Origin of the sequence: Roseateles asaccharophilus (assembly GCF_031458115.1) — a bacterium.
GTDB lineage: Bacteria > Pseudomonadota > Gammaproteobacteria > Burkholderiales > Burkholderiaceae_C > Pelomonas > Pelomonas asaccharophilus_A.
The window spans coordinates 123,044-149,019 of record NZ_JAVDXV010000006.1 but is presented as its reverse complement, the minus strand read 5'-3'; the positions used below and the strand labels follow the sequence as shown (position 1 = coordinate 149,019).

At 68.7% G+C, this 25,976-nt stretch carries 23 protein-coding genes and 1 tRNA gene; 14 read left to right on the top strand and 10 right to left on the bottom strand.

Translation table 11 applies throughout. The features are described from left to right. Nucleotides 1-9: 9 nt before the first annotated feature. The 4 genes from J2X21_RS15960 to J2X21_RS15945 are packed head-to-tail and all read left to right on the top strand — an operon-like array spanning nt 10 to nt 5,207. The gene (locus J2X21_RS15960) at nt 10-2,400 is read left to right on the top strand and encodes a DNA translocase FtsK (protein ID WP_310330241.1); all 2,391 of its coding nucleotides are present in this window, start codon (nt 10-12) and stop codon (nt 2,398-2,400) included. Then, on the top strand, nt 2,397-3,002 hold the full coding sequence (gene lolA / locus J2X21_RS15955) for an outer membrane lipoprotein periplasmic chaperone LolA (RefSeq protein ID WP_310330239.1): 606 nt from the start codon (nt 2,397-2,399) through the stop codon (nt 3,000-3,002). The genes J2X21_RS15960 and lolA overlap by 4 nt, the downstream gene beginning before the upstream one ends. A 23-nt stretch (nt 3,003-3,025) precedes the next feature. Further along, nucleotides 3,026-4,333: a replication-associated recombination protein A gene (locus J2X21_RS15950; RefSeq protein ID WP_310330625.1), complete on the top strand. Its 1,308-nt coding sequence runs from the start codon at nt 3,026-3,028 to the stop codon at nt 4,331-4,333. After that, on the top strand, nt 4,311-5,207 hold the full coding sequence (locus J2X21_RS15945) for an amino acid ABC transporter substrate-binding protein (RefSeq protein WP_310330237.1): 897 nt from the start codon (nt 4,311-4,313) through the stop codon (nt 5,205-5,207). Before J2X21_RS15950 ends, J2X21_RS15945 begins: the two co-directional genes overlap by 23 nt. On the opposite strand, the gene J2X21_RS15940 is transcribed toward J2X21_RS15945, so the two are convergent. Both J2X21_RS15940 and J2X21_RS15935 read right to left on the bottom strand, forming a co-directional pair. Further along, a complete protein-coding gene (locus J2X21_RS15940) occupies nt 5,208-6,548 on the bottom strand; it encodes a sigma-54-dependent transcriptional regulator (protein ID WP_310330235.1) in 1,341 nt (446 codons plus the stop codon). After that, nucleotides 6,541-8,391, bottom strand: coding sequence for a sensor histidine kinase (locus J2X21_RS15935; protein ID WP_310330234.1), 1,851 nt, complete (start codon nt 8,389-8,391; stop codon nt 6,541-6,543). Before J2X21_RS15935 ends, J2X21_RS15940 begins: the two co-directional genes overlap by 8 nt. A 296-nt stretch (nt 8,392-8,687) precedes the next feature. Between J2X21_RS15935 and J2X21_RS15930 the strand changes: the two genes are divergently transcribed. Genes J2X21_RS15930 through J2X21_RS15915 form a run of 4 tightly spaced genes read left to right on the top strand, consistent with a single transcriptional unit; the run spans nt 8,688 to nt 12,239 of the window. Beyond that, complete coding sequence (locus J2X21_RS15930; protein ID WP_310330232.1) at nt 8,688-9,611, top strand: branched-chain amino acid ABC transporter permease; 924 nt, start codon at nt 8,688-8,690, stop codon at nt 9,609-9,611. A 12-nt stretch (nt 9,612-9,623) separates the two neighbouring features. Beyond that, the gene (locus J2X21_RS15925; RefSeq protein ID WP_310330230.1) at nt 9,624-10,703 is read left to right on the top strand and encodes a branched-chain amino acid ABC transporter permease; all 1,080 of its coding nucleotides are present in this window, start codon (nt 9,624-9,626) and stop codon (nt 10,701-10,703) included. 13 nt (nt 10,704-10,716) lie between these two features. Further along, nucleotides 10,717-11,502, top strand: a complete 786-nt coding sequence (locus tag J2X21_RS15920; RefSeq protein WP_310330229.1) for an ABC transporter ATP-binding protein — start codon at nt 10,717-10,719, stop codon at nt 11,500-11,502. A 14-nt stretch (nt 11,503-11,516) separates the two neighbouring features. Further along, complete coding sequence (locus J2X21_RS15915; protein WP_310330227.1) at nt 11,517-12,239, top strand: ABC transporter ATP-binding protein; 723 nt, start codon at nt 11,517-11,519, stop codon at nt 12,237-12,239. Nucleotides 12,240-12,300: 61 nt separating this feature from the next. Here J2X21_RS15915 and J2X21_RS15910 read toward each other — a convergent pair whose 3' ends face one another. The 3 genes from J2X21_RS15910 to J2X21_RS15900 form a co-directional block, all read right to left on the bottom strand. Beyond that, on the bottom strand, nt 12,301-13,353 hold the full coding sequence (locus J2X21_RS15910; protein WP_310330226.1) for a Leu/Phe/Val dehydrogenase: 1,053 nt from the start codon (nt 13,351-13,353) through the stop codon (nt 12,301-12,303). Nucleotides 13,354-13,440: 87 nt separating this feature from the next. Continuing rightward, nucleotides 13,441-14,181: a 2OG-Fe dioxygenase family protein gene (locus J2X21_RS15905; protein ID WP_310330224.1), complete on the bottom strand. Its 741-nt coding sequence runs from the start codon at nt 14,179-14,181 to the stop codon at nt 13,441-13,443. Then, nucleotides 14,178-15,206: a CDP-6-deoxy-delta-3,4-glucoseen reductase gene (locus J2X21_RS15900; RefSeq protein WP_310330222.1), complete on the bottom strand. Its 1,029-nt coding sequence runs from the start codon at nt 15,204-15,206 to the stop codon at nt 14,178-14,180. Before J2X21_RS15900 ends, J2X21_RS15905 begins: the two co-directional genes overlap by 4 nt. Nucleotides 15,207-15,280: 74 nt before the next feature. Here J2X21_RS15900 and J2X21_RS15895 point away from each other — a divergent pair, with 74 nt between their 5' ends. Continuing rightward, nucleotides 15,281-16,141 carry an SDR family oxidoreductase gene (locus J2X21_RS15895; protein ID WP_310330221.1) on the top strand — a complete coding sequence of 287 codons (861 nt, stop codon included), beginning with the start codon at nt 15,281-15,283 and terminating at the stop codon, nt 16,139-16,141. Here the strand turns inward: J2X21_RS15895 and J2X21_RS15890 are convergent. Then, nucleotides 16,138-16,719: a rhomboid family intramembrane serine protease gene (locus tag J2X21_RS15890; RefSeq protein ID WP_310330220.1), complete on the bottom strand. Its 582-nt coding sequence runs from the start codon at nt 16,717-16,719 to the stop codon at nt 16,138-16,140. The two genes, J2X21_RS15895 and J2X21_RS15890, sit on opposite strands and share 4 nt — an antisense overlap. Before the next feature lie 93 nt (nt 16,720-16,812). Further along, nucleotides 16,813-16,897: transfer RNA gene (locus J2X21_RS15885), tRNA-Leu, on the bottom strand. A 94-nt stretch (nt 16,898-16,991) separates the two neighbouring features. Between J2X21_RS15885 and cysM the strand changes: the two genes are divergently transcribed. From cysM to J2X21_RS15870, 3 genes are read left to right on the top strand one after another with little or no spacing between them, the layout of a single operon-like run. Beyond that, nucleotides 16,992-17,888 carry a cysteine synthase CysM gene (cysM, locus tag J2X21_RS15880; RefSeq protein WP_310330219.1) on the top strand — a complete coding sequence of 299 codons (897 nt, stop codon included), beginning with the start codon at nt 16,992-16,994 and terminating at the stop codon, nt 17,886-17,888. Next, complete coding sequence (locus J2X21_RS15875) at nt 17,885-18,427, top strand: NUDIX domain-containing protein (protein ID WP_310330218.1); 543 nt, start codon at nt 17,885-17,887, stop codon at nt 18,425-18,427. Before cysM ends, J2X21_RS15875 begins: the two co-directional genes overlap by 4 nt. Before the next feature lie 5 nt (nt 18,428-18,432). Continuing rightward, nucleotides 18,433-18,660: a sulfurtransferase TusA family protein gene (locus tag J2X21_RS15870; protein ID WP_310330217.1), complete on the top strand. Its 228-nt coding sequence runs from the start codon at nt 18,433-18,435 to the stop codon at nt 18,658-18,660. Nucleotides 18,661-18,668: 8 nt separating this feature from the next. On the opposite strand, the gene galU is transcribed toward J2X21_RS15870, so the two are convergent. Beyond that, nucleotides 18,669-19,562, bottom strand: coding sequence for a UTP--glucose-1-phosphate uridylyltransferase GalU (gene galU, locus J2X21_RS15865; RefSeq protein ID WP_310330216.1), 894 nt, complete (start codon nt 19,560-19,562; stop codon nt 18,669-18,671). An 83-nt stretch (nt 19,563-19,645) separates the two neighbouring features. On the opposite strand from galU, the gene J2X21_RS15860 reads away from it, so the two are divergent. Further along, complete coding sequence (locus J2X21_RS15860; RefSeq protein ID WP_310330215.1) at nt 19,646-20,587, top strand: NAD(P)-dependent oxidoreductase; 942 nt, start codon at nt 19,646-19,648, stop codon at nt 20,585-20,587. Here the strand turns inward: J2X21_RS15860 and J2X21_RS15855 are convergent. Together J2X21_RS15855 and J2X21_RS15850 are read right to left on the bottom strand one after the other, a co-directional pair. After that, nucleotides 20,584-23,394 carry a valine--tRNA ligase gene (locus J2X21_RS15855; RefSeq protein ID WP_310330214.1) on the bottom strand — a complete coding sequence of 937 codons (2,811 nt, stop codon included), beginning with the start codon at nt 23,392-23,394 and terminating at the stop codon, nt 20,584-20,586. The two genes, J2X21_RS15860 and J2X21_RS15855, sit on opposite strands and share 4 nt — an antisense overlap. A 100-nt stretch (nt 23,395-23,494) precedes the next feature. Next, complete coding sequence (locus tag J2X21_RS15850; RefSeq protein WP_310330213.1) at nt 23,495-25,249, bottom strand: CocE/NonD family hydrolase; 1,755 nt, start codon at nt 25,247-25,249, stop codon at nt 23,495-23,497. Between the two features lie 293 nt (nt 25,250-25,542). Here J2X21_RS15850 and J2X21_RS15845 point away from each other — a divergent pair, with 293 nt between their 5' ends. Continuing rightward, nucleotides 25,543-25,971: a hypothetical protein gene (locus J2X21_RS15845; protein WP_310330211.1), complete on the top strand. Its 429-nt coding sequence runs from the start codon at nt 25,543-25,545 to the stop codon at nt 25,969-25,971. The last annotated feature ends 5 nt before the right edge of the window (nt 25,972-25,976 follow it).

Genomic DNA, 25,976 nt, shown 5'->3' with positions numbered 1-25,976 from the left:
AATGCGGGGATGAGTTTTCCCCTCGGTTCCCTGCTGGGCGGTGACGAGGCCGCCAGCGAAGCCGCCAGCCCGCCCAAACCCACGCGCCGCCAGGCGCCCAAGCGCGAGGCTGCACCTCCCTCGACCGCGTCGCGGCTGCTGCGCACGCCGCTGTGGTTGGCCTTGACGGCCATCCTGCTGGCGCTGCTGGTGTTGGCGCTGGTCACGCACGATGTGCGCGACGCCGCCTTCAGCACCAGCGGCCAGCGCGACCTGGTGGGCAATCGCGTTGGCAGCCTGGGTGCATGGCTGTCGGACGGCCTGCTTTTCGTCTTCGGCTTCTCTGCCTGGTGGCTGCCGCTGCTGGCCCTGCGTGGCTGGCTGCGCAGTCTGGCCGGCCTGTTGCGCCATGACGTGCCTGCGGCGCTGCGCTGGAGTCAGCGGCTGCGCTGGTGGGTCGGCGTCATCCTGCTGATCGCCGCCAGCTGCGCGCTGGAATGGAGCCGGCTGTACGCGGTGGAGCCTCGCCTGCCCGGTGCGGCCGGTGGGCTGGTCGGCTACACGCTGGGGCCGCTGGGCATGAAGGGCCTGGGCTTTGCGGGCTCCGGCGTCGTGTGGATCATCCTGCTGTTGACCGGCATGTCCTGGGCACTGCGCTTCTCCTGGGGCCATCTGGCCGAACGCATCGGCGAGCGCATCGAGCAACTGCGCGAGCAGCAGATCGAAAAGCGCGAGATCAAGGCCGACCAGAAGGCCGGCCAGCAGGCCGTGAAGGAGCGCGAGCAGGAGGTCGAGGTCGAGCGCGAGGCCGAGCGCCAGCTGGAGCGAGACCTGGGCATCGAAGACGTGCCGCTGGTCATCGAGGCGCCGGTCGTCGAGGTGCCGCAATCCACGCGCGTCGCCAAGGAGCGCCAGCAGACGCTGTTCGCCGACTCAGGCGACGCCAAGCTGCCGCAGGTCGACCTGCTGGATGCCGCGCCGGGCCGTCAAGAGACGGTGACACCCGAGTCGCTGGAGATGACCAGCCGCCTCATCGAGAAGAAGCTGCGCGACTTCGGCGTGGAGGTGCACGTCGTCGCGGCCCAGCCGGGCCCGGTCATCACGCGCTACGAGATCGAGCCGGCCACGGGCGTGAAGGGCTCGCAGGTCGTCAACCTCGCCAAGGACCTGGCGCGCTCGCTGAGCCTGGTGTCCATCCGCGTCGTCGAGACCATCCCGGGCAAGAACTACATGGCGCTCGAGCTGCCCAACGCGCGGCGCCAGACCATACGCCTGTCGGAGATCCTGGGTTCGCAGGTGTATGCCGATGCCGCGTCCATGCTGACCATGGGCCTGGGCAAGGACATCGTGGGCCTGCCGGTGGTGGCCGATCTGGCCAAGATGCCGCACTGCCTGGTGGCCGGCACGACCGGTTCGGGCAAGTCCGTGGGCATCAACGCGATGATCCTCAGCCTGCTCTACAAGGCCGAGGCCCGCGACGTGCGCCTCATCCTCATCGACCCCAAGATGCTGGAGATGAGCGTCTACGAGGGCATCCCGCACCTGCTGGCGCCGGTCGTCACCGACATGAAGCAGGCCGGCAACGCGCTGAACTGGTGTGTCGGCGAGATGGAGCGGCGCTACAAGCTCATGTCCAAGATGGGCGTGCGCAACCTGGCCGGCTACAACAAGAAGATCGATGAAGCCAAGGCCAATGGTGTCAGCATCCCGAATCCGTTCGCGCTGAACAACGACGAGCCCGAGCCGCTGGAGCGCCTGCCCTTCATCGTCGTCGTCATCGATGAGCTGGCCGACCTGATGATGGTGGTCGGCAAGAAGATCGAAGAGCTGATCGCCCGCCTGGCGCAGAAGGCGCGCGCGGCCGGCATCCATCTGATCCTGGCCACGCAGCGGCCGTCGGTGGACGTCATCACCGGCCTCATCAAGGCCAACATCCCGACGCGCCTGTCCTTCCAGGTCAGCTCCAAGATCGACAGCCGCACCATCCTCGACCAGATGGGCGCCGAGGCGCTGCTGGGCATGGGCGACATGCTCTACATGCCCTCGGGCACGGGCCTTCCCATCCGCGTGCACGGCGCCTTTGTCAGCGACGACGAGGTCCACCGCGTTGTGGAGTACATCAAGTCGCAAGGTGAACCCAACTACATCGAAGGCATCCTCGAAGGCGGTGTGCTCGACGGCATTGACGGCGAAGCACCCGCACCGGGCGAGGCCGCCGGTGAGCAAGACCCCATGTACGACCAGGCAGTCGCCATCGTCCTACAGCATCGCAAGGCGTCCATCTCGCTGGTGCAGCGCCATCTGCGCATAGGCTACAACCGTGCGGCTCGACTGCTGGAGCAGATGGAGAAATCTGGCTTGGTAGGCGCGTTGGCGTCCAACGGCAGCCGCGAACTGATTGTTCCGAAGCGAGACGAATGAAGAAGCACCTGATTGCCCTGACGCTACTGTTGAGCGGCCTGGCCCACGCCGACGCGGTCGACGCGCTGCGCGACTTTGGTCGCGACGTGAAGAGCGGCAAGGCCAACTTCACGCAGACGGTCACGTCGCCCGACGGCAAGCGCAAGAAGGTGTCCAGCGGCAGCTTCGAGTTCCAGAGACCCAACCGCTTTCGCTTTGCCTACGCCAAGCCCTTCGAGCAGACCATCGTGGCCGATGGCACCAAGGTCTGGATCTACGACGCCGACCTGAACCAGGCCAGCTCCCGCAAGCTGGCCGATGCCCTGGGCGCCACGCCGGCGGCCTTGCTGGCCGGCACCGACCTCGAACGCGACTTCACGTTAAAGGCCGCGGCGGCCGACGGCGGGCTGGAATGGGTTCAAGCGGTCCCGAAGCAGGCCGAGTCCACCATCCAGACACTGAAGCTGGGCTTCAAGGGCAAGGACCTCGCCGCGATGGAAATCGTCGACGGTTTCGGCCAGCGCTCGCGGCTGGACTTCAGCGCCGTGCAGGCCAACGTGGCCCTGGGCGCTGAACGCTTCCAGTTCAAGCTGCCGGCCGGGGCCGACCTGATCGAGCAGTGAACTCGCTGTTCGACGACGAGCCCCTGCCCGACGCCACCCCTGCGCCGGCGGCACCGCTCGCCGGCATCCCGCTGGCCGAGCGCCTGCGTCCCAAGACGTTGGACGAGGTGATCGGCCAGCGCCACCTGTTGGGCCCCGGCATGCCGCTGCGTGTCGCCTTCGACGCCGGCCGCCTGCACAGCATGATCCTGTGGGGCCCGCCGGGCGTCGGCAAGACGACGCTGGCGCGGCTGATGGCCGGCACCTTCGATGCGCAGTTCATCGCGATCTCGGCGGTGCTGGGCGGTGTGAAAGACATCCGTGAGGCCGTCGAGCGCGCGCAGGTCGCTGCCGCACAGGGGCGACGAACGGTGGTGTTCGTTGACGAGGTGCACCGCTTCAACAAGGCGCAGCAGGACGCCTTCCTGCCGCATGTCGAGGCCGGCCTGTTCACCTTCATCGGCGCGACGACGGAGAACCCCAGCTTCGAGGTCAACTCGGCGCTGCTGTCGCGTGCGACGGTGCAGGTGCTGAAGAGCCTGGACGCCGAGGAACTGGGCCAGCTCATCGCGCGCGGCTCGGAGGAGCTGGGCATCACGCCACCCACTCCCGAAGCCGCGCAGCGCCTCATCGGCTATGCCGACGGTGACGCGCGCCGGCTGCTGAACGCGTTCGACACGTCTGCCTCGCTGGCGCAAGGCGCGCAGATCGACGAGGCGCTGCTGGAGCGCGCTTTAGGCGAACAGCTGCGCCGCTACGACAAGGGCGGTGACCAGTTCTACGACGTCATCTCGGCGCTGCACAAGTCCGTGCGCGGCAGCAACCCGGACGGCGCGCTGTACTGGTTCGCGCGCATGCTGGATGGCGGCGTGGACGCCCGCTACATCTCGCGCCGCCTCATCCGCATGGCCAGCGAGGACATCGGCCTGGCCGACCCGCGCGCGCTGCGCATCACGCTGGACGCGGCCGAGGCCTATGAGCGCCTTGGTTCGCCCGAAGGCGAGTTGGCGCTGGCCGAGGCCGTCGTCTATCTGGCCGTGGCTGCCAAGAGCAATGCCGTCTACAAGGCCTTCAACGAGGTCAAGGCTTTCATCAAGCAGGACCAGAGCCGCCCCGTGCCCGTGCACCTGCGCAATGCGCCCACCAAGCTGATGAAGGAGCTGGGCTACGGCCACGCCTATCGCTATGCGCACGACGAGCCCGATGCCTACGCGGCCGGCGAGCAGTACTTGCCCGATGGGCTGGAAGGGCAGGGCTGGTATGCCCCCGTGCCGCGCGGCCTGGAGTCGCGCATTGCCGACAAGCTGGCCGAACTGCGCCGGCTGGATGATGAAGCGGCTGCTGGCAGCTAGCGCGCTGCTGCTGGGCCTGGCGGCCCAGGCGGCAGACGGCCCCACGCTGGCCCGCGTGCGCGACACCGGCGTCATCGTCATCGGTTACCGCGCCGCGTCGCTGCCGTTCTCCTATCTGGATGCGCAACTCAAGCCCACCGGCTACAGCATAGAGCTGTGCGAACGCATCGTCGCCGCGGTGCGCACCAGGCTCGCGCTGCCTGACCTGGAAGTGCGCCGCGTGGAGGTGGCTTCAGCCACGCGCATGCCACTGGTGGCCAACGGCACGCTGGACCTGGAGTGCGGCATCACGACGCACAACGCCGAGCGCGAGCGCACGCAGGCCTTCTCGCTGACCACCTTCATCGCTGAGACGCGGCTGCTGACGCGTGGTCCCGAGCGCGTTCAGGGCCTGGCCGACCTGCGGGGGCTGCCGGTGGCGACGACGGTGGGCACGACCAGCATCCAGCATCTGGCGAAAGTCAACGAGCAGCAGGCGCTGGGCATCCACATCCTCGGCGGGCTGGACGACCCCGAGGGTTTCCAGCTGCTCAAGAGCGGCCGGGCCAAGGCCTTCCTGATGGACGACGTGCTGCTGCGCGCGATGCTGGCCCAGCAGGGCGCGGCCGCGGCGGAGTACCGCATCTCCGAGCGCGCCTTGACCATCGAACCCTACGCGCTGGGCCTGCGTGGCGGCGACCCGCAGTTCAAGGCGCTGGTGGACGACGTGATCGCCGGCCTGTATCGCAGCGGCGAGATCCATGCGATCTACCGTCGCTGGTTCGAGTCGCCCCTGCCGGCGTCGGGGCTGAACCTGAAGCTGCCGATGAGTGCGGCTTTCCGGCGCGTCATTGCGAATCCGACCGACTCGCCGGATCCAGAGAAATACCGCTGATCAGCGGAAGTCATCCAGCACGATGCCGTGCCGGTGCAGCTTGTCGTACAGCGTCTTGCGCGGCGTGCCCAGCAGCTCCATCGCCGCGGGCACCTTGCCCTGCGTGCGGCGCAGCGCCTGCTCGATCAGCGTCTTCTCGACCAGATCCATCTGCCGCGCCAGATTCAATGAAGGCGCGGCTTCAAGCGCGGCCTGCGGGTCCAGGTCGTCCAGCGCCAGCACGAAGCGGTCGGCCGCGTTGCGGATCTCGCGCACGTTGCCGGGCCAGTCGTGCGCCATCAGCTCGCGCAGCTTTTCCGGTGTCAGCTCGGGCGCCGCGCGCTCGTAGCGGGCGCAGGCCTGGGCGACGAAATGCTCGAACAGCAGCGGGATGTCCTCGCGGCGCTCGCGCAGCGGCGGCAGGTTCAGCGTCGCGATGTTGAGACGGTAGTAGAGGTCGTTGCGGAACTCGTTGCGCTGCGCCTGCTCGCGCAGGTCGCCCTTGCTGGCGGCGATGAAGCGCACATTGACCGGCAGTTCCTCGTTGGAGCCCAGCCGCTCGATGCGCCGCTCCTGCAGCACGCGCAGCAACTTGATCTGCAGCGCGATGGGCATGGTCTCGATCTCGTCCAGCAGCAGCGTGCCGCCGTTGGCGTGCTCGATCTTGCCGATGCGGCGCTTGGCCGCGCTGGTGAACGAGCCGGGTTCGTGGCCGAACAGCTCGCTCTCGAACAACGCCTCGGGCAGGCCGCCGCAGTTGATGGCGACGAAGTGGCGATCGCGGCGGGCGCTCTGGTCATGCAGGCAGCGGGCCACCAGTTCCTTGCCCGTGCCGGTCTCGCCGACGATGAGCACGTCGGCCGACGTGCCGGCCAGGTTCAGCACCTGGCGGCGCAGCTGCTGCATGGCCGGGCTTTGCCCGAGCAGCGCGGCCTCGATGCCGCTGGCCCGCTGCAGTTGCTGGCGCAGCTCGTCGGCCGAGTGGCGCAGCGTGCGCAGGTCCAGCGCGCGGCGGGCGACGTCGATGAGGCGCTCGGGCGCGAACGGCTTCTCGATGAAATCGTAGGCGCCGGCGCGCATGGCCTGTACGGCCATGGTCACGTCGCCGTGCGCGGTGATGAGGATGACGGGAATGCTGGCGTCGGTCGCCTGCGCATGCGCCAGCAGCGCGCGGCCGTCCATGCCGGGCAGACGCACGTCGCTGATGACGATGATCTGCGCGCCGGGCTGGATGTGCGGCAGTGCCTCTTCGGCGCTGCGGCAGGGCACGACGGCGAAGCCTTCCAGCTCCAGCGTCTGCGTGAGGCTGACCCGCACCGGCAGGTCGTCCTCGACGAACACGACCTTGTAGCCTTCAAACATCTCTCGAATCTCCTGTCGCGTCCCACGTGTCGACCGCCAGGTCGAACTCGAAACTCATGCCTTGCTCCAGCCGTTCGGCGCGCAGCGTGCCGCCGAACTCATGCACGATCTTGGCGGAAATGACCAGGCCCAGGCCCAGGCCTTCGCCAGCGGGCTTGGTCGTGAAGAAGGGCTCGAACAGGCGCGCGAGGTCGGCGTCGGCAACGCCCGGGCCGCTGTCCTGCACGCGCACGCGCACGCGGCGGCCATCGTCCAGCGATTCGGTCTTGATCAGCAGGCGGCGTTGGGACTCGCCCTGCATCGCGTCGATGGCGTTGCCGAACAGGTTCACCAGCACCTGTTCCAGCCGGTTGGCCTCGGCCTGCACGCGCAGACCCGGGGGCACGTCCACGGCCACGTCCAGCCCCAGCGCGCGGCTGCGGTGCTCCAGCAGCAGCAGCGCCGCGCGCACGCTGTCCAGCAGCGACGCGCTGCCGGCCACCTGCTCGTCGGCCTTGCGTGCGAAGCTCTTCAGCTGGCGCGTGATCTGGCTCATGCGCTCGACCATGTCGTCCATCAGCTGCAGGTTGGTGGCGACGGCGTCCTGTCGGCCGCTCTCCAGCAGCCGGATGGAGTTGCGCGCCAGCGCGCGCAGCGCGGTCAGCGGCTGGTTGACCTCATGTGACAGCCCGGCCGACATCTGACCGAGCACCGCCAGCTTGCTGGCCTGCAGCAGCTCGCCCTCGGTCTGCAGGCGCTGCGCGATCTGCGCCATCAGCGCGTCGTTGGTCTGGCGCAGCTCGGCCGTGCGGCTGTCCACCAGCTGCTCCAGCTGCGCGTGCGCCTGGCGCAGCTCGGCCTGGGCCTGTGTCAGCTGACGCAGCGCGCGGCGGCGCGATGACAGGTAGAGGATCAGCAGGCCGATGCTGGCGCCGCCCGCCGCGCCGCCCCAGGCGGCGAGCTGGGCCTGGCGGCGCACCTCGCCCAGGTCGGACAGGGCCACCAGCCGCAGCCCCAGCGGCAGGATCTGGCGCTGCTGGGCCAGCAGGTTGGGTGCGCCGGGCAGGCTCACCGGCGTGCCCTCGTGGGCCTGCAGCGTGGCGGGCAGGTCCAGGTCGGGGCCGATGGCTTGGGGATAGCGCGCGCTGGCCTGCAGCGCCGCGCGGCGCGAAGGCTCGGCGCGGTCCAGCACGGCGTAGCGCCAAGCCTGCACGGAACTCATGATGACCACGTCCTGGTCGTCCGCCACGAGGATGCGCTCGCGTTGGCTGCGCATGCCCATGTCCACCCAGGTGGCCTCCAGCGGCGCGAGGTTGAAGCGCACGACGATGGCGCCCAGCGCGCGGCCGGCCTGGCGCAGCGGGTGCAGCATGTAGAAGTCGGTGCTGCCGGTCGTGTCGTCGGCGGCAAAGAACTGGCTGCGTTCCTGCGCCAGTGCTTCGACCAGCCGGGGAGGCGGGGCCAACACTTCGCTGGCGGACAAGACCTGGCCTTGCGCATCGGTGACGAAGATCTGGTGCGTGCCGGCCCGCACGTTGATGCGCGCCAGCATCTGACTGGCGACGCGGCGGCGCTCGGCGTCCTGCGGCGCGGCCACCAGTGCCTGCAGCGTGGGGTCTATCGCCAGCAGACTGGGCAGGTAGGCATGGCGACCCAGTTCGGCGGCGAGGTTGGAGGCGTACAGCTCCAGCCGCTCGGTGCTCAGCGCGGACAGCTGCTCACGGCCGCTGCGCTCGCTGAGTGCGTGCGCGAACGCAAAGCCCAGCACCATCAGCAGGCCGGTCAGGAACAGATGGAAGCCCGGCCGGCCCAGCAGCCGGGCCAGGTGCAGCGCGCGCGGGCGTAGGGAGTCGGGCACAAGCATGGCGAAGAGGCGCCAGTGTGCCCATCTGCCGCGCGCTGTGGCGGGTCGGCATCGGGTTTTTTCGGGGTTGGCGAAAAGCCGCTCGGGCGGCGTGCGGTTTGTGCGGATTTCCGCCCACCCTGCGCGCGTCGACACTCGTGAAATCCGACCTTGACCGCTGGCGTGGGACGGATCAAACGCCCGGCCCACTCCAACGGTCGGTGAATACCCTTGAAACGGGCCGATTGGCACGAGGGTTGCGATCTCTGCGCTGTCGCGTGGCGCATGCTGCGCCCAACAAATTAGCTGGAGCCCTCATGGAGACTCTGATTCAACAGATCATCAACGGCCTGGTGCTCGGGAGCATGTATGCCCTCGTCGCGCTGGGCTACACGATGGTCTACGGCATCATCAACCTGATCAACTTCGCGCACGGCGAGATCCTGATGGTGGGGGCCATGGTGGCCTGGACCGTGGTCACCTTCCTCGCCGATTCGGGCCTGCCGGGCTGGGCGCTGATGCTGATCGGCCTGGCCTGCGCCATCGTCGTCTGCGCGGTGCTGAACTTCTCGGTCGAGAAGATCGCCTACCGGCCGCTGCGCAACGCGCCGCGGCTGGCACCGCTGATCACGGCCATGGGCATGTCGCTGCTGCTGCAGGTGCTGGCCATGATCATCTGGAAGCCCAACCCCAAGCCCTTCCCGCTGCTGCTGCCCACCGACCCGTTCGACCTGGGCGGCCCCGTCATCACCGTCACGCAATGCCTGATCCTGGGCCTGACGGTCTGCATCCTGGCGGCACTGATGTACCTGGTGAACTACACCAAGCTGGGCCGCGCGATGCGCGCCACCGCCGAGAATCCGCGTGTGGCCGGCCTGATGGGCGTGAAGCCCGACTTCATCATCTCCACCACCTTCGTCATCGGTGCGGCCCTGGCCGCCGTGGCGGGCCTGATGTGGGCGGCCAACTATGGGACCGTGCAGCACACCATGGGCTTCATGCCCGGCCTGAAGGCCTTCACGGCCGCGGTGCTGGGCGGCATCGGCAACCTGGCCGGTGCGGTCGTGGGCGGTCTGCTGCTGGGGCTCATCGAGGCCATCGGCGCCGGCTACCTGGGCGACCTGACCGGTGGCGTGCTGGGCAGCCACTACGCCGACATCTTCGCCTTCGTGGCCCTCATCCTCGTGCTGACGCTGCGGCCCTCCGGACTGCTGGGCGAACGCGTGGCCGACCGCGCCTGACGGGAGCAGAACATGCAAGCCAAGAAACTCATCACCTTCCTGCTCGCGGCCGTGGGCCTGCTGGTCGTGCCGCTGTTCGCCCAGCAGTTCGGCAGCGGCCCCGTGCGCATCATCGACCTGGCGCTGCTGTACGTGCTGCTCGCGCTGGGCCTGAACATCGTGGTCGGCTACGCCGGCCTGCTGGACCTGGGCTACGTGGCCTTCTACGCAGTGGGCTCGTACATGTTCGCGCTGATGGCCAGCCCGCACCTGAGCGAGAACTTCGAGGCCTTCAAGGCGGCCTTCCCCAACGGGCTGCACTCGCCCATCTGGTTCATCATCCCGCTGGCGGCCGGCATTGCGGCGCTGTTCGGCGTCGCGCTGGGCGCGCCGACGCTGAAGCTGCGCGGCGACTATCTGGCCATCGTGACGCTGGGCTTCGGCGAGATCATCCGTGTGTTCCTGAACAATCTCGAGCATCCGGTCAACGTGACCAATGGCCCGCGCGGCATTGGCCAGATCGACTCCTTCCACATCTTTGGCATCAACCTGGGCAAGTCCTGGCAGATCGGCGATTACACGCTGCCGTCGGTGACCCTGTACTACTACCTGTTCCTGGCGCTGGTGGTGGGCAGCGTGATCATCTGCTACCGGCTCGAGCAGTCGCGCATCGGACGCGCCTGGATGGCCATCCGCGAGGACGAGATCGCCGCCAAGGCCATGGGCATCAACACCCGCAACATGAAGCTGCTGGCCTTCGGCATGGGCGCCACCTTCGGCGGCGTGGCGGGTGCGATGTTCGCGAGCTTCCAGGGCTTCGTGTCGCCCGAGTCCTTCAGCCTGCAGGAGTCGGTGATGATCGTCGCGATGGTGGTGCTGGGCGGCATCGGCCACATCCCCGGCGTCATCCTGGGCGCGCTGATGCTGGCGGCCCTGCCGGAGGTGCTGCGCTATGTGGCCGGCGACATCCAGCAGATGACGGACGGCCGCATCGACGCGTCCATCCTGCGCCAGCTGCTGGTGGCGCTGGCCATGATCACCATCATGCTGATCCGTCCGCGCGGCCTGTGGCCCGCGCCGGAGCATGGCAAGCCGGCTCCTGCCGCAAAGTGAGGAGAGGCACGACATGACCACCCACGACAACATCGTCCTCAACGTCAGCGGCGCGTCCAAGCGCTTCGGCGGCGTGCAGGCCCTGTCCGACGTCGGCATCCAGATCCAGCGCGGCCAGGTCTACGGCCTGATCGGCCCCAACGGCGCCGGCAAGACGACCTTCTTCAATGTCATCACGGGCCTGTACACGCCCGACGGCGGCAGCTTCTCGCTGGGCGGCACGCCTTACACGCCGCAGGCCGTGCACCAGGTCGCCAAGGCCGGCATCGCGCGCACCTTCCAGAACATCCGTCTGTTCGCCGACATGACGGCCATCGAGAACGTCATGGTGGGCCGGCACATCCGCACCAAGTCCGGCCTGTTCGGCGCTGTGCTGCGCACGCCCAAGTTCAAGGCCGAGGAGGCCGCGATCAAGGCGCGTGCGCTGGAGTTGCTGGAGTATGTCGGCATCGCCAAGTACGCGGACTTCAAGGCCCGCACGCTGAGCTATGGCGATCAGCGACGTCTGGAGATCGCCCGAGCCCTCGCCACCGATCCGCAGCTGATCGCGTTGGACGAGCCCGCCGCCGGCATGAACGCGACCGAGAAGGTCGTTCTGCGCGAGCTGATCGACCGCATCCGCAACGACGGCCGCACCATCCTGCTCATCGAGCACGATGTGAAGCTGGTGATGGGCCTGTGCGACCGCGTGACGGTGCTGGACTACGGCAAGCAGATCGCCGAAGGCACGCCGGCCGAGGTGCAGAACAACGAGAAGGTGATCGAGGCCTACCTGGGCGCTGGTCACAAAGCACATTGAGCGGGGCACAGAACATGGCAGAAGCAAAGCAAACCCTGCTCAAGGTCAGCGGTCTGAAGGTGGCCTACGGCGGCATCCAGGCCGTCAAGGGCGTGAATTTCGAGGTGCGCGAGGGCGAACTGGTATCGCTGATCGGCGCCAACGGCGCGGGCAAGACGACGACGCTGAAGGCCGTCACGGGCCTGCAGCCGGTGGCGGCCGGCGACGTGTCCTACCTGGGCGAATCCATCAAGGGCAAGGGCGCCTGGGACCTGGCCAAGAAAGGCCTCGTGATGGTGCCCGAAGGCCGTGGCACGTTCACGCGCATGACCATCGTCGAGAACCTGCAGATGGGCGCCTACAACCGCAAGGACGGCGAGATCGACGCCGACATGGACAAGGTCTTCGGGCTGTTCCCGCGGCTGAAGGAGCGCGCCAAGCAGCTGGCCGGCACGATGTCCGGCGGCGAGCAGCAGATGCTGGCCATGGGCCGCGCGCTGATGGCTCGCCCCAAGGTGCTGCTGCTGGACGAGCCGTCCATGGGCCTGTCGCCCATCATGGTGGACAAGATCTTCGAGGTCGTGAACGACATCCACCAGCAGGGCGTGACGGTGCTGCTGGTCGAGCAGAACGCCAGCCGCGCGCTGCAGCTGGCCAACCGCGGCTATGTGATGGAGTCGGGCGAGGTGACGATGGAGGGTGAGGGCAGTGCGCTGCTGAACGACCCCAAGGTCAGAGCGGCCTACCTCGGCGAGTAAATCGGCGAGACAACGAAAAAACGCCCGGCACTGCCGGGCGTTTTGCTTCAGGCCTGCGAGATCAGGCCAGCTTGACGAGCTTGCTGCGCGCCCAGTCGTCGGCCACGCGGGCGGGCGTCGAGTCGGCCACCTGCACGCGCTGCAGCAGCTCCTCCACGCGCTCGCCGATCTTGCTGACCTCGGCCATGACGGCGGCTTCCTCGCCTTCACCGCGGTATTCGCGTGCCACGCTGATGATGCCGCCGGCATTCACCAGGTAGTCGGGCAGGTAGCAGATGCCGCGGCGCTGCAGCGCATCGCCGTCGGCGGGCGTGGCGAGCTGGTTGTTGGCCGCGCCGGCGACGAGCTTGGCGCGCAGGGCCGGCACGGTCTGTTCGTTCAGCGAAGCGCCCAGCGCGCAGGGTGCCAGCACATCCACATCGGCCGCGAGGATCTCGCCCACGGGGACCGCCACCGCGCCGAGCTGCGCCACTGCGCGTTCGACCTTGGCCGCGTCCACGTCCGCCACCACCAGCTTCGCGCCGGCTTGGTGCAGGAACTCGGCCAGATGCCAGCCCACCGCGCCCAGGCCTTGCAGCGCGACACGCACGCCGTCCAGGGATTTGCGGCCCAGCACCAGGCGCACGCCGGCCTGGATGGACACGAACACGCCCCAGGCCGTCTTGGGGCTGGGGTCGCCGCCGAACGCGCCTTCGCGCGGGATGCCGCTGACGAAGGGCGTGTGGGCCTGCATGCCACGCATGTCGGCGGTGGTGGTGCCCACGTCCTCGGCGGTGATGTAGGCGCCGTTCAGCGACTGCACGGCGCGGCCGAAGGCGGCGAACAGCGCGGGGCGGTCGAACTGGCCTTCGGGCTTCAGGATGACGGCCTTGCCGCCGCCGAAGGGCAGGTCGGCCAGCGCGTTCTTCAGGCTCATGCCCTGCGACAGGCGCAGCGCGTCGTTCAGCGCGGCGAGTTCGGTGTCGTAGTGCCACAGGCGGCAGCCGCCGAAGGCGGGGCCGCGGGCGGTGCTGTGCACGGCGAGGATGGCCTTGAGGCCGGTGGCCGGGTCGGTGGCGAGCAGCACGCGCTCATGGGCGGCTTGCTCGGGCAGGCCGAAGAGAGAGGTCGTCATGGTGTAGGCGCTTTTGGCGCAGCAGTGATGGACAAACGGCCGCGCTGGGTAAGCGCGGCCGTGTCGAATTCTAGGCGTTGGGTAGCGTCAGGGGCCCTGGAAGCCGCCGCCGCGCAGGGTGATGACCAGCGTATCGCGCCAGCCGCGCTCGCCGGCCACCAGCGGTTGGATGGGCGTGGTCTCGTGGATGACGCGGGCGTCGTCCAGCAGCAGCGTGGTCCAGGGCTCGGTCATCGTGAAGCGCTGGCCGGCCGGGCCGTCGGCCTCGAACACACGCGACTCGCCGCCCTTGATGCCATGGCGGCCCACGAACAGCACGGCCACCAGGTCCACGCCATCGCGGTGCGCGCCCTCGGGCGTGGGGCGGCCGATGCCGTCGCTGGTGTCGATGCGGAACGGGTGGGCCTCGATGAACCAGCGCTGCTCGCCGCGCAGCGTCGAAGCCGTCCTGGCCAGCCCCAGCAGCAGCGCGCGCCAGGCCGGCGATTCGCTCATCTCGGTGGCCAGCGGCACGAACCAGCGTTGGATGCCGCCGTGCAGCGCGTTGTAGTCCAGCGGCTGCCAGTGCGCGCGGTGCGGTTGCAGCGTCAGCGCATCGCCGTCAGCGACGAAGCAGCCGTGGCGGCGGAAGCGATAGCGGCCGCCGTCCTTCAGATAACCATCGGGCGGCAGGTCGTCCCAGCAGGGCTTGAGCGCATCGAGGTCGCTGGCTGACACGCCCAGTACGGCCAGCGACGACGGCGCCAGCACGGCTTCGCCATCGCGCTTGAGCGCGTCAATGACCTCGGTGGGAGCAGTCCAGGGCGGCTCGAACATCGTGTCACTCAACCGTTGGTGTGTTTGTCTGCTTCCGATGTGAACGCATCCGCGTAGAACTCGCTCTCGGGCAGTCCGCATTGCGCGACGAAATCGCGGTGCGCCGAGTCCACGACGATGGGGGCACCGCAGGCATAGACCTGGTGGCCTGCCATGTCCGGCAGGTCTTGCATGACCGCGTGGTGGACAAAGCCCGTGCGGCCGGTCCAGCCGGCGTCGGCTTCGGACAGCACCGGTACATAGGTCAGCGTGGGCCATTCGGCCGCGACCTGCGCGATCCAGTCGTGCAGGTAGAGATCGGCCTGCTTGCGCGCACCCCAGTACAGCACCATGGGTCGCGTGGACCCGATGTGGCGGGCCCGCTCGATGATGGCCTTGATGGGCGCGAAGCCGGTGCCACTGGCCAGCAGCACGATGGGCTTCTCACTGTCCTCGCGCAGGAAGAAGCTGCCGAACGGCCCTTCCATGCGCAGGATGTCCTTCTCCTTCAGCGCGCCGAAGACGTGGTCGGTGAACTTGCCGCCGGGCATGTGGCGGATGTGCAGCTCGATCTGGCCCGGCAGCGAGTGGGGCGCATTGGCCATGGAGTAGCTGCGGCGCGAGCCATCGCGCAGGATGAATTCGACGTACTGGCCGGCGCGGAACTGGAAGTTCTGGTTGGCGGCCAGCTGCATGGTCAGCACGGCCACGTCGGGCGCGGGCTTGAGCATGGCGGCGACGCGGGTCGGTAGCTTCAAGACGGGGAATTCACCCGCGCCGGGTACCGTGCGGGCCTCGATCGTGCAGTCGGTCTGGGGCCGTGCACAGCAGGTCAGCACGAGCCCGGCTGCCTCCTCCTCGGCCGACAGCGCCTTGGGCTGGTGGTTGCCATGGATGACGGCGCCTTCCAGCAGCTTGCTCTTGCAAGAGCCGCAGGCGCCGTCCTTGCAGCCGTAGGGCAGGCCCACGCCGTTGCGGATGGCGGCGGCGAGCAGCGTGTCGTCGCCCTCGGTGTGATACGTGCGGCCGGCGGGCTGGATGGTGATCTGGTAGGACATGAGCGCAAAAAAGCAAGCGGCCCCGCATCGAAGCCCGGGGCCGTAGACTGCCCGCCATTTTGCCGTACCCCCGAATGACCCCGAGCTTGCTGATCATTGGCTGTGGCGACGTGGGCTTGCGCGTGCTCAAGCTTCTTGCAGATCGCTGGCGCGTGTACGCGCTGACGTCCAGCCCCACACGCGCGCCGGCGCTGCGTGCCGCGGGCGCCGTGCCGCTGGTGGGCAACCTGGACGACGCGGCCACGCTGTCACGGCTGGCCGGCCTCGCGGACCTCGTGCTGCACCTCGCGCCGCCGGCAAGGGAGGGCGACACCGATGCGCGCACGCGCAAGCTGCTCGGTGCGCTGGCGCGGCGGCCTCCAGCGGCGCTGGTCTATGTCAGCACCACGGGCGTCTATGGTGACTGTGGCGGCGCACTGATAGACGAGACCCGCGCGCTGAGGCCGGCGACGGACCGTGCGGCCCGCCGCGTCCATGCCGAGGCGCAACTGCGCGCGTTCGGCCGGCGCCATGGCACACGTGTGGGGCTGCTGCGCGTGCCGGGCATCTACGCCCGCGACCGCGAGGGCGGGCATCCACGCGAAAGGCTGGCCAAGGGCACACCGGTGCTGGTGCGCGAGGACGATGTGTTCACCAACCACATCCACGCCGACGACCTGGCCCGCGCCTGCCTGCTGGCGTTGCTGCGCGGCCTGCCGCAGCGGGCGGTCAACGTCTGCGACGACAGCCACCTGCTGATGGGCGACTACTTCGACCTGGCCGCCGACCTGGCCGGCCTGCCACGGCCCGAGCGCATCACGCGCGCGCAGGCGGCCGAGCGCATGAGCGCGATGCAGCTGAGCTTCTGGAGCGAGTCGCGGCGGATCTCGAATGACCGCCTGAAGCGCGAGCTGCGCCTGCAGCTGCGCTACCCGACGCCGCAGGACGGCCTTTAGCCGCGCCGGCGCGGCGAGCGCCAATGGCGGATCAGCAGCCAGGCGCCCAGCATGCCGCCCAGGTGGGCGAAGTGCGCCACGCCGCTGGCGCGGCTGAAGCCCAGGATCAGCTCCAGCCCGCCGAAGATCGCGACGAAGTACTTGGCCTTCATCGGGATGGGCGGGATCAGCGGCACGATGATGCGGTTGGGGAACAGCATGCCGAAGGACAGCAGCAGCCCAAAGATCGCGCCCGAGGCGCCCACCGTGGGCGCATTGGTGCCGATGGCGAAGGTGAAAGCCAGCTGAACGGCCGCTGCGCTCAGCGTGCTGGCGACCAGGATCTGCGTGTAGCGCTTGGGCCCCCAGACGCGCTCCAGTTCACCGCCGAACATCCACAGCCCCAGCATGTTGAACAGCAGGTGCATGAAGTCGCCGTGCAGGAAAGCGTAGCTCAGCGGCTGCCAGGGCAGGAAGGCGCCCGATTGCAGCGGCCACAGCTCGAACCAGAAGGCCAGCGAGGGGAAGAGGTAGAAGAAGCAGAAGGCACCGACGCAAGCCAGGATGAAGGCTTTGGTGACCTGAGGCAGCGGGGGCATGGGGTATGGACTGGGCGCCGTATGAGGCGCATCGCATCGGGGGAGCCGATGCTTGCCGGCCAAGTATGCCAGCGCAATGAAAGCCGTTTCTTCTGGTGCCCGGGGCCGGACTCGAACCGGCACACCTTGCGGCGGGGGATTTTGAGTCCCCTGCGTCTACCGATTTCGCCACCCGGGCCCGTCGGAAACTGCTTGCTCGCCGTTGCAGCGAGGGGTCGCATTATGCACTCGGCAAGGCTCGGTCTTTGGGAGCACTGCCACAATCGCCCGCCATGAACTATCCGACCCTCGAAGACGTCATCGGCAAGACGCCGCTCGTGCGCCTGCAGCGCGTGCCCGGCGCCGATGCGCGCGGCAACGTGATCCTGGCAAAGCTGGAGGGCAACAACCCGGCCGGCTCCGTGAAGGACCGCCCGGCCATCAGCATGATCAAGCGCGCCGAGGAGCGCGGCGAGATCAAGCCGGGCGACACGCTGATCGAGGCGACCTCGGGCAACACCGGCATCGCGCTGGCCATGGCTGCGGCCATCCGCGGCTACCGCATGGTGCTGATCATGCCGGAGGACCTGTCCATCGAACGTGCGCAGACGATGAAGGCCTTCGGTGCCGAGTTGATCCTGACGCCCAAGACCGGCGGCATGGAGTACGCCCGCGACCTGGCCGAGCAGATGGCCAACGAGGGCAAGGGGCGCGTGCTGGACCAGTTCGCCAACCCCGACAACCCGCGCGTGCACTACGAGACCACCGGCCCTGAACTGTGGACGGATACCGGCGGGCGCATCACGCATTTCGTCAGCGCGATGGGCACGACCGGCACCATCACCGGCACGTCGCGCTTCCTGAAGGAGAAGAACCCGGCCGTGCGCATCATCGGCGCGCAGCCGGCCGAGGGCTCGCGCATCCCCGGCATTCGCAAGTGGCCCGAGGCCTACCTGCCCAAGATCTACGATCCGACGGGTGTGGACGAACTGGTGCTGGTCAGCCAGGCCGATGCCGAGGACATGGCGCGCCGCCTGGCCCGCGAAGAGGGCCTGTTCGCCGGCATCTCGGCGGCGGGCGCCTGCTGGGTGGCGCTGCAGATTGCCAAGCAGGTCGAGAACGCGACCATCGTGTTCGTCGTCTGCGACCGCGGCGACCGTTATCTCTCCACCGGCGTGTTCCCGGCGTGAAGGCGCCCGCCTACTGTCCCGACTGCGCGACGCCGCTGGCCGCGATCACGCTGGCCGAGGACGGTGGCGACAAGACGCGGTTGCGCTGCCCGGCCTGCGGCTGGACGCATTGGAACAACCCGACTCCCGTGCTCGCCGCCGTCATCGAATGCACGGACCGTGACGGTCAGGTGCTGCTGGCCCGCAATGCCGCCTGGCCGGGCAAGTTCTTCGGGCTGATCACTGGCTTCATGGAGGCGGGTGAGAGCCCCGAGGACGGCATCCGTCGCGAGATCGCTGAGGAAACTTCGCTGCAGGTCGACGCGCTGAACCTGCTGGGTGTCTGGGACTTCCAGCGCATGAACCAGATCATCATTGCCTATCACGCGCAGGCGCGCGGGGACATCAAGCTGTCGCCCGAACTGGCGGAGTACAAGCTCATCGCGCCTGAGGACGTGCGCTGCTGGCCGCAGGGCACAGGGCAGGCTTTGGCCACCTGGATGCGCTCCAAAGGCATCGAACCTCAGTGGCTCGACCTGTCGGGCATGAAGCGAGAATGAACCCCATGGACGTCCAACGCGAGATCGACACCCGGGGCCTGAACTGCCCGCTGCCCATCCTCAAGGCCAAGAAGGCCTTGGCGGAGATGCTGAGCGGGGAACTGCTGCGCGTCGTTGCCACCGACCCCGGCTCACTGCGCGACTTCCAGGCGTTTGCGCGTCAGACCGGCAACGAACTGGTGGAGCAGGAAACTGCAGGCGCGGAATTCATCCACATCCTGCGCCGACGCTGACCAGCGGGTCAGAGCCCCAGACCCTGCAGGAATTCCTTGAAGCCCGGGCCCAGTTGCGGGTGGGCCAGCGCCAGCTCGACGTTGGCCTGCAGGAAGCCTTCCTTGCTGCCGCAGTCATAGCGCTTGCCTTCGTAGCGGAAAGCGAACACCTTCTCGCGACGCAGCAGGCCGGCGATGCCGTCGGTCAGCTGGATCTCGCCACCCACACCGCGCGGCTGGTTGGCGATCTCGTGGAAGACGCCCGGCGTCAGGATGTAGCGGCCCGCCACGCCCAGGCGTGACGGCGCGCTTTCGGGGGCCGGCTTCTCGACGATGCGGTTGACGTCCATCAGGTCGTCATTCACGTGCGTGCCGGCCACGATGCCGTAGCGGCGTGTGTGCTCGGGCGGCACTTCCTGCACGGCCAGGATGGAGGCACGCCAGTCGGCGAACTGCTCCACCATCTGCTTCAGGATGCCGCGGCCGGGCTGAGGACCCACCATCAGGTCGTCAGCCAGCAGCACGGCAAAGGGCTCGTTGCCCACGAGGCGCTGGCCGCACAGCACGGCATGACCCAGGCCCAGGGCCTGCGCCTGGCGCACGTAGATGCATTCCATGTCGGCGGGCTTGACGCTCTGGACCACTTCCAGCAGTTCCTGCTTGCCTGCCTTCTCCAGCGCCACTTCCAGCTCGAAGGTCATGTCGAAGTGGTCTTCGATGGGGCGCTTGTGGCGGCCCGTCACGAAGATCATCTCGCGCACGCCCGCCTCATAAGCCTCTTCGACCGCGTACTGGATCAGCGGCTTGTCGACCACCGGCAGCATCTCCTTGGGCTGGGCCTTGGTGGCCGGCAGGAACCGCGTGCCAAGGCCCGCGACCGGGAAGATGGCTTTGGTGATGGGCGAACGGGGCGAAGACGGCATGGTTACACTGGGTTAGCAAGGTTCAGGCCATTCTGTCACGCCAAAGATGACAGTCCTGACCCCTGAGTTGGGCACAAAGAACAATGAGCGTTCTCATCCTGGAACCCCTGGAAGCGGAAGTGGTGCAGTGGCTCGGCGAGCGCCACGACGCGCGCTTCGCGCCCGAGTTGGTCGGGGACCCGGAGGGGTTGAGCGCCGCGTTGCAGCATGCGCGCGCACTGATCGCGCCGCCCGATGTGCGCATCGATGCGGACCTGCTGCGCGGGGCTCGCCAGCTGCGCGCCATCGGCCGCGCCAGCGGCGGCGGCGAGAACATCGACGCCGATGCTTGCCGCAATGCCGGCGTGGATGTGGTGCGCTCGCAGACGTCGACGGCCAGCGCCGAGGCCGAGTTCGCGATGGGGTCGCTGCTGAGCCTGCTGCGGCGCGTGCCGGTGGAGGGCAGCGATGGCCTGAAGGTAGGGCGTGAACTGGGCTGCGCCACGATCGGCCTGCTGGGCCTGACGCCTGCGGCCCGCGTGATGGCCCAGCTGCTGCAGGCCTTCGGCGCCCGCGTCATCGGCTACGACCCCGGCTGCCATCCGAACGACAGCATCTGGGCGCGCTGGGGCATCGAGTCGGTGGGCCTGAAGGAGCTGGTGCAGCACGGCGACGGCCTGGTGCTGCTGCTGCCTTACTTCGAGCGTTTCCGTGGCCTGCTGGGCGCGCGCCAGCTGGAGCATGCGCGCGCTGGCCAGGTGCTGGTGGTGCTGAGCCAGTCGGGCCTGGTCGATGACGCGGCGCTGGCACGCGTGCTGCGCAGCGGCCAGATGCGCGCGGCGTGGTTCGATTGCATGGAGCCTGGCGTGCTGGATGCGGGCCGCCCGCTGCACGGCATGCCGACGCTGCAGGTCACGCCACGACTGGCCGGCACCACGCGCGAGTCGCGCGTGCGCGCGGCCTGGGCCGTGGCCCGGGCCATCGACGAGCTGCTGGCCGAGGCGCCTGCCGCCGGGCAGGCAAAGAAGCGCGCCGTCGCCTATTAAGCCAGGCGGGCCAGCTGCTCGCGCAGGCGGGCCACCGTCTCCTTGAAGCCGGCCACGCGGGCTCGCTCCTGCTCCACGACGGCGGCTGGTGCGCGTGCCACGAAGCTTTCGTTGCCCAGCTTGGCCTCTGCCTTCACGATCTCGCCATCCAGGCGGGTGATCTCCTTGGTCAGCCGCGCACGCTCGGCCTCCACGTCGATCTCCACCTTCAGCGCCAGCTTGGCCGCGCCGTGCACCAGCACCGGCGATGTGGCGCTCTGCTTCGCGAACTCGGCCTCGTCGGCGATCAGCTCGACGCTGCTCAGCTTGGCCAGCACCTTCAGCACGGCGGCGGCTTCGGTCAGGAAGCTCAGGTCGCCGCCCACCAGCAGCGGCACGCGCTCGGCGGGGCTGAGGTTCATCTCGCTGCGCAGGCTGCGGCAGGTGCCCACCACTTCCTTCAGCTGGGCCATCCAGGCGTCGGCGTTGGCGTCGATGCGCTCGGGCGCCGCGATGGGATAGCCGGCCTGCGTGATGTAGTCCACCGTCTTGCGGCCGGCCACCGGGGCGACGGTCTGCCACAGCTCTTCGGTGATGAAGGGGGCGATGGGGTGCAGCAGGCGCAGCGTGGTCTCCAGCACGCGGATCAGCGTGCGGCGCGTGGCGCGCTGCTGGGCTTCGTCGCCGGTCTGGATCTGCACCTTGGCGATCTCCAGATACCAGTCGCAGTACTCGTCCCAGACGAAGCTGTAGACCGCGTTGGCGACGTTGTCCAGGCGGTACTCGGCAAAGCCTTGCGCCACCACCGCTTCCACGCGCTGCAGTTCGCTGACGATCCAGCGATCGGCCTGGCTGAACTTGTTGTAGCCGGGCGGGCAGTGGCCTTGCGCATTGGCAAGGCCGCAGTCCTGGCCTTCGCAGTTCATCAGCACGAAGCGGGTCGCGTTCCAGAGCTTGTTGCAGAAGTTGCGGTAGCCCTCGCAGCGCTTGGTGTCGAAGTTGATGTTGCGGCCCAGCGAGGCGTAGGACGCCATCGTGAAGCGCAGCGCGTCCGCGCCATAGGCCGGCATGCCGTCGGGGAATTCCTTCTTCACGCGGGCGGCGACCTTGGGCGCCGTCTCGGGCTTGCGCAGGCCGGTGGTGGACTTCTGCGTCAGCGTGTCCAGGTCGCAGCCCTGGATCAGGTCCACCGGGTCCAGCACATTGCCTTCGGACTTGCTCATCTTCTGGCCCTGCGAGTCACGCACCAGGCCGTGGATGTAGACGTCCTTGAACGGCACCTGACCGGTGAAGTGCTTGGTCATCATGATCATCCGGGCGACCCAGAAGAAGATGATGTCGTAGCCGGTCACGAGCACGGAGGAGGGCAGGAACAGCGACTGCTCCAGCGTCTTCTCGGGCCAGCCCAGCGTCGAGAACGGCACCAGCGCCGACGAGTACCAGGTGTCCAGCACGTCGGGGTCGCGCGTCAGCTCGCCCACATAGCCGGCGGCCTTGGCGCGGGCCTGCGCTTCCTCTTCGCTGCGCGCGACGAACAGCTCGCCGTTCGTGCCGTACCAGGCCGGGATCTGGTGGCCCCACCACAGCTGGCGCGAGATGCACCAGTCCTGCAGGTTGCCCATCCAGTGGTTGTAGGTGTTGACCCACTGCTCGGGGAAGAACTTCAGCTCGCCGCTGGCCACCGCCTCGATGGCGCCATCGGCGATGCTCTTGCCGCTGCTGCCGGGCTTGGTGGTGGCGACGAACCACTGGTCCGTCAGCATGGGCTCGATGACCTGGCCGGTGCGCTCGCAGCGCGGCACCTGCAGCTTGTGCTTCTTCACTTCCACCAGCAGGCCCAGCGCCTCCAGGTCGGCAACGACGCGCTTGCGGGCGACGAAGCGGTCCAGGCCGCGGTAGGTCTCGGGGGCGTTGTCGTTGATGCGGGCCTGCAGGTCCAGCACCGAGATCATCGGCAGGTTGTGGCGCTGGCCGACGGCGTAGTCGTTGGTGTCATGCGCCGGCGTGACCTTGACGACGCCGGTGCCGAACTCACGGTCCACGTAGTCGTCGGCGATGACGGGGATCTCACGGCCGGTCAGCGGCAGCGTGACCAGCTTGCCGATCAGCGCGGCATAGCGCTCGTCCTCGGGGTGGACCATGACGGCCACGTCGCCCAGCATGGTCTCCGGGCGCGTGGTGGCCACGACCAGCGAACCCGAGCCGTCGGCCAGCGGGTAGCGGATGTGCCACAGCGAGCCGTCTTCCTCTTCCGACGACACCTCCAGGTCCGACACGGCGGACTGCAGGATGGGGTCCCAGCTGACCAGGCGCTTGCCGCGGTAGATCAGGCCTTCCTCGTACAGCCGCACGAAGGTCTCGACGACCACGCTGGACAGTTTCTCGTCCATCGTGAAGTACTCATGCGCCCAGCTGACCGAGTCGCCCAGGCGGCGCATCTGGCTGGTGATGGTGTTGCCCGACTGCTGCTTCCACTCCCACACGCGGGCGACGAAGTTCTTGCGGCCCAGGTCGTGGCGGCTCTGGCCGGCGGCCTGCAGCTGGCGCTCCACGACGATCTGCGTGGCGATGCCGGCGTGGTCGGTGCCGGGCACCCACAGCGTGTTGTCGCCCAGCATGCGGTGGTAGCGCGTCAGCGAGTCCATCACCGTCTGGTTGAAGGCGTGGCCCATGTGCAGCGTGCCGGTCACGTTGGGCGGCGGCAGCTGGATGCTGAAGGAGGGCTTGGCCGGGTCCAGCGTCGGCGCATACAGGCCGGCGGCTTCCCACTTGGGGCCCCAGTGGGCTTCCAGGGCGGCGGGTTCGAAGGACTTGGCAAGTTCGGTCATCGCGGCGTCGCCCCATGAAAACGGGGCGGAATTGGGCTTTTGGGGGACCCGCGATTGTAGGTGCCGCACCGGGAGCCACCCCGGTGCGGCCGAACGCGCGTCAGCGCGTCTGCAGCTTCAGCTGCAACGGGCTGCCGGCGCCGAAGTCCAGCGCCATGTCGAAGCGCTCACCCGGCCGCACGGGCGGGCCGTACAGGTGGTCTTGCGTGTCGAACACCAGCACCAGCCGGTGGCCGGCCGGCACGTCGTAGCCGGTGGCAACCAGGTCGAAGCTCAGGTCCTGCGACTGCCCCGGCGTGGCCGTATGCAGCGCGCGGGCGCCGTGCGTGATCAGCGTGCCGAAGCCGGCCGCGTCCACGTCGTACAGATAGGCCACCAGCATGCCACGCGCCCGCGACGGCACCACGCGCAGCTTCAGCGCCGGCACGCCGCGGACCTTCAGCGGCTGGCTCAGCCACGGCCCTTCATAGCGCACGCCAAAGGCCGGCAGCACGGTGGGCATGTGGTTGATGACCGGCAGGCCCACGCTTTCCATCAGCGGCGACAACACGGGCAGGGGGCCGGTGGTGGCCGACGTGTCCAGCGCGTTGCCGATGCTGTCGCGGCCGCTGGTGGCGCGCTGGCCGGTCTTCAGTTCGCCGGCAATGCCGCGCCAGCACAGGCAGGACAGCTCCCAGCGCAGCGCGCCGCGCGGCGTCAGCTGGTAGTCCAGCGTGCGCAGCTCTGGCGCCGGCCAGCCCGACAGCGTCTCGCGGTAGCCCTTGAACTTGGGCTGCAGCGAGATCGCCGGCTCGCTGTCGATGCCGTTGGCGCGGCCCCTCAGCCAGCGGTCCATCCAGCGGTGCGCCTCGTCCCATACCGGGTTGGCGATGTCCAGCAGCGCGCCCGGCAGTTCGGCCGACGCATGGATGCCCGGCTGCAGCAGCAGCTTCTTGGGCACCGTCAAGGCGTTGAACATCGCCAGCGTCGAGTTGGGCGAGAACATGTCGTCCTGCCAGTTCTTGCCGATGAAGACCGGCGCGCCACGGGCGTTGATCGCCTCCACCGCGCTGCGCGGCGAGCGCGGCCAGCCCCAGGCGGCAATCTCGGCCAGCTTGGCCGCCGGCGTGTCGGGGTTCTGGATCGCCGCGTTGTACTCGGCCACGATGGGGTCCAGCCGGCCCGTGACCTGGCCCGACAGCTGCAGGATGTTCAGCCAGGTCGGGTTGGGCACCTGGTTGGCATACATCTGGTCGATCAGTGTCGCCCAGCCGGACAGCGCCACGGCCGTCTTCAGCCGCGGCTCCTTGCCCAGCGCCAGCAGCGACAGGCCCGCGCCGTAGGAGATGCCCGCCGCGCCCACGCGGGCCGGGTCGGTGGGTGTGTTCGCCAGCGTCCAGTCCAGTACGCCGCTGACGTCGGCGACGTCCAGCGGCCCGGCCACGCCGATGACGCCATCCGAGTCCCAGAAGCCGCGCGTCGTGTAGGCCACGGCGATGTAGCCGTCGCGCGCCATGCGGTGCTGCTGACCCAGGTACTCGAAGAACTCGGCCGAGGCCCAGCTGCTGATGAAGATGACCGCCGGGTACTGGGCCGGCGCGCTGCCGCTGCTGGCGCCGGCCGGCAGGAACACATTGGCGGCCAGCCGCACGCCGTCCGGCCGCGTGACCTTCAGGCCGCGGATGAAGCAGGTGCCGTCCCTGGGCGAGACGACGCCGGGAAGCGCCAGCGGCGTCGTGAAGGTGGCGGCTTCCAGCGGTGTGGGGGCGCGGCAGGCCAGCGTGGCGGCCTGGGCGCCGGCCAGCGCCAGCAGGCCGGCCGCAACAGCGAATCCGCGGGCGGCGCGGCGGCGCCAACCCTGCAATGCGAGGTTCATGCATGTCTCCGTCGGGCGTGGAATGAAGACGGCCGGCATGCCCGATAAAAGCACGACCGTTCGTTTTATTTTTGGAGGTGCGGACGGGCAGCGATCTGGGGATATCCCGCCCTCCACGCTTGACGTTGCGGCGGCGGAACGATCGGGTCGGGTTGGGGAGGGTGCCAGGGCGCGCGGGCGTGTTAATGCCGGCGCCGCAGTACAAAACGAAACCCGGCGATACGCCGCCGAGATGCTTGGCGCGGCGCGGGCGGCCAGCATGGGCGCCATCTCCAACCCGCCGGATTCCCGCCATGAACCTGTTTCGCCGCTGGCACGCGCACCACGAATTTCGCCACCACTTTGGCCACGGCCGCCATGGCCACGGCTTCGGCCATCACGCTGACGGTTTTGCCTATCTCCTCGTCGCACGACTGGGCGCCAAGCTGGGCCTGGACGCCGAGCAGCAACGCCGCCTGGCCATCTGGCTCGAACAGCTCCAGCGCCAGCGCGACGCGCTGAAGCAGTTCGCGCGCGGCCCCGAGGTGGCCGACCTGATGGCCGGCGAACAGTTCGCCCGCGAGCCGGCGCAGCGGCTCATCGACGCGCGGCTGGACTCGCTGCGCGAGGCCGGGCCCGGCGTCATCGCGGCCTTCGCGGACTTCTTCGACAGCCTGGGCGCCCAGCAGCGCGAGCTGCTGCGCTCCATGACGCTGCGCCGCCGGGGCTGCGGGCAGAATTGATGCGC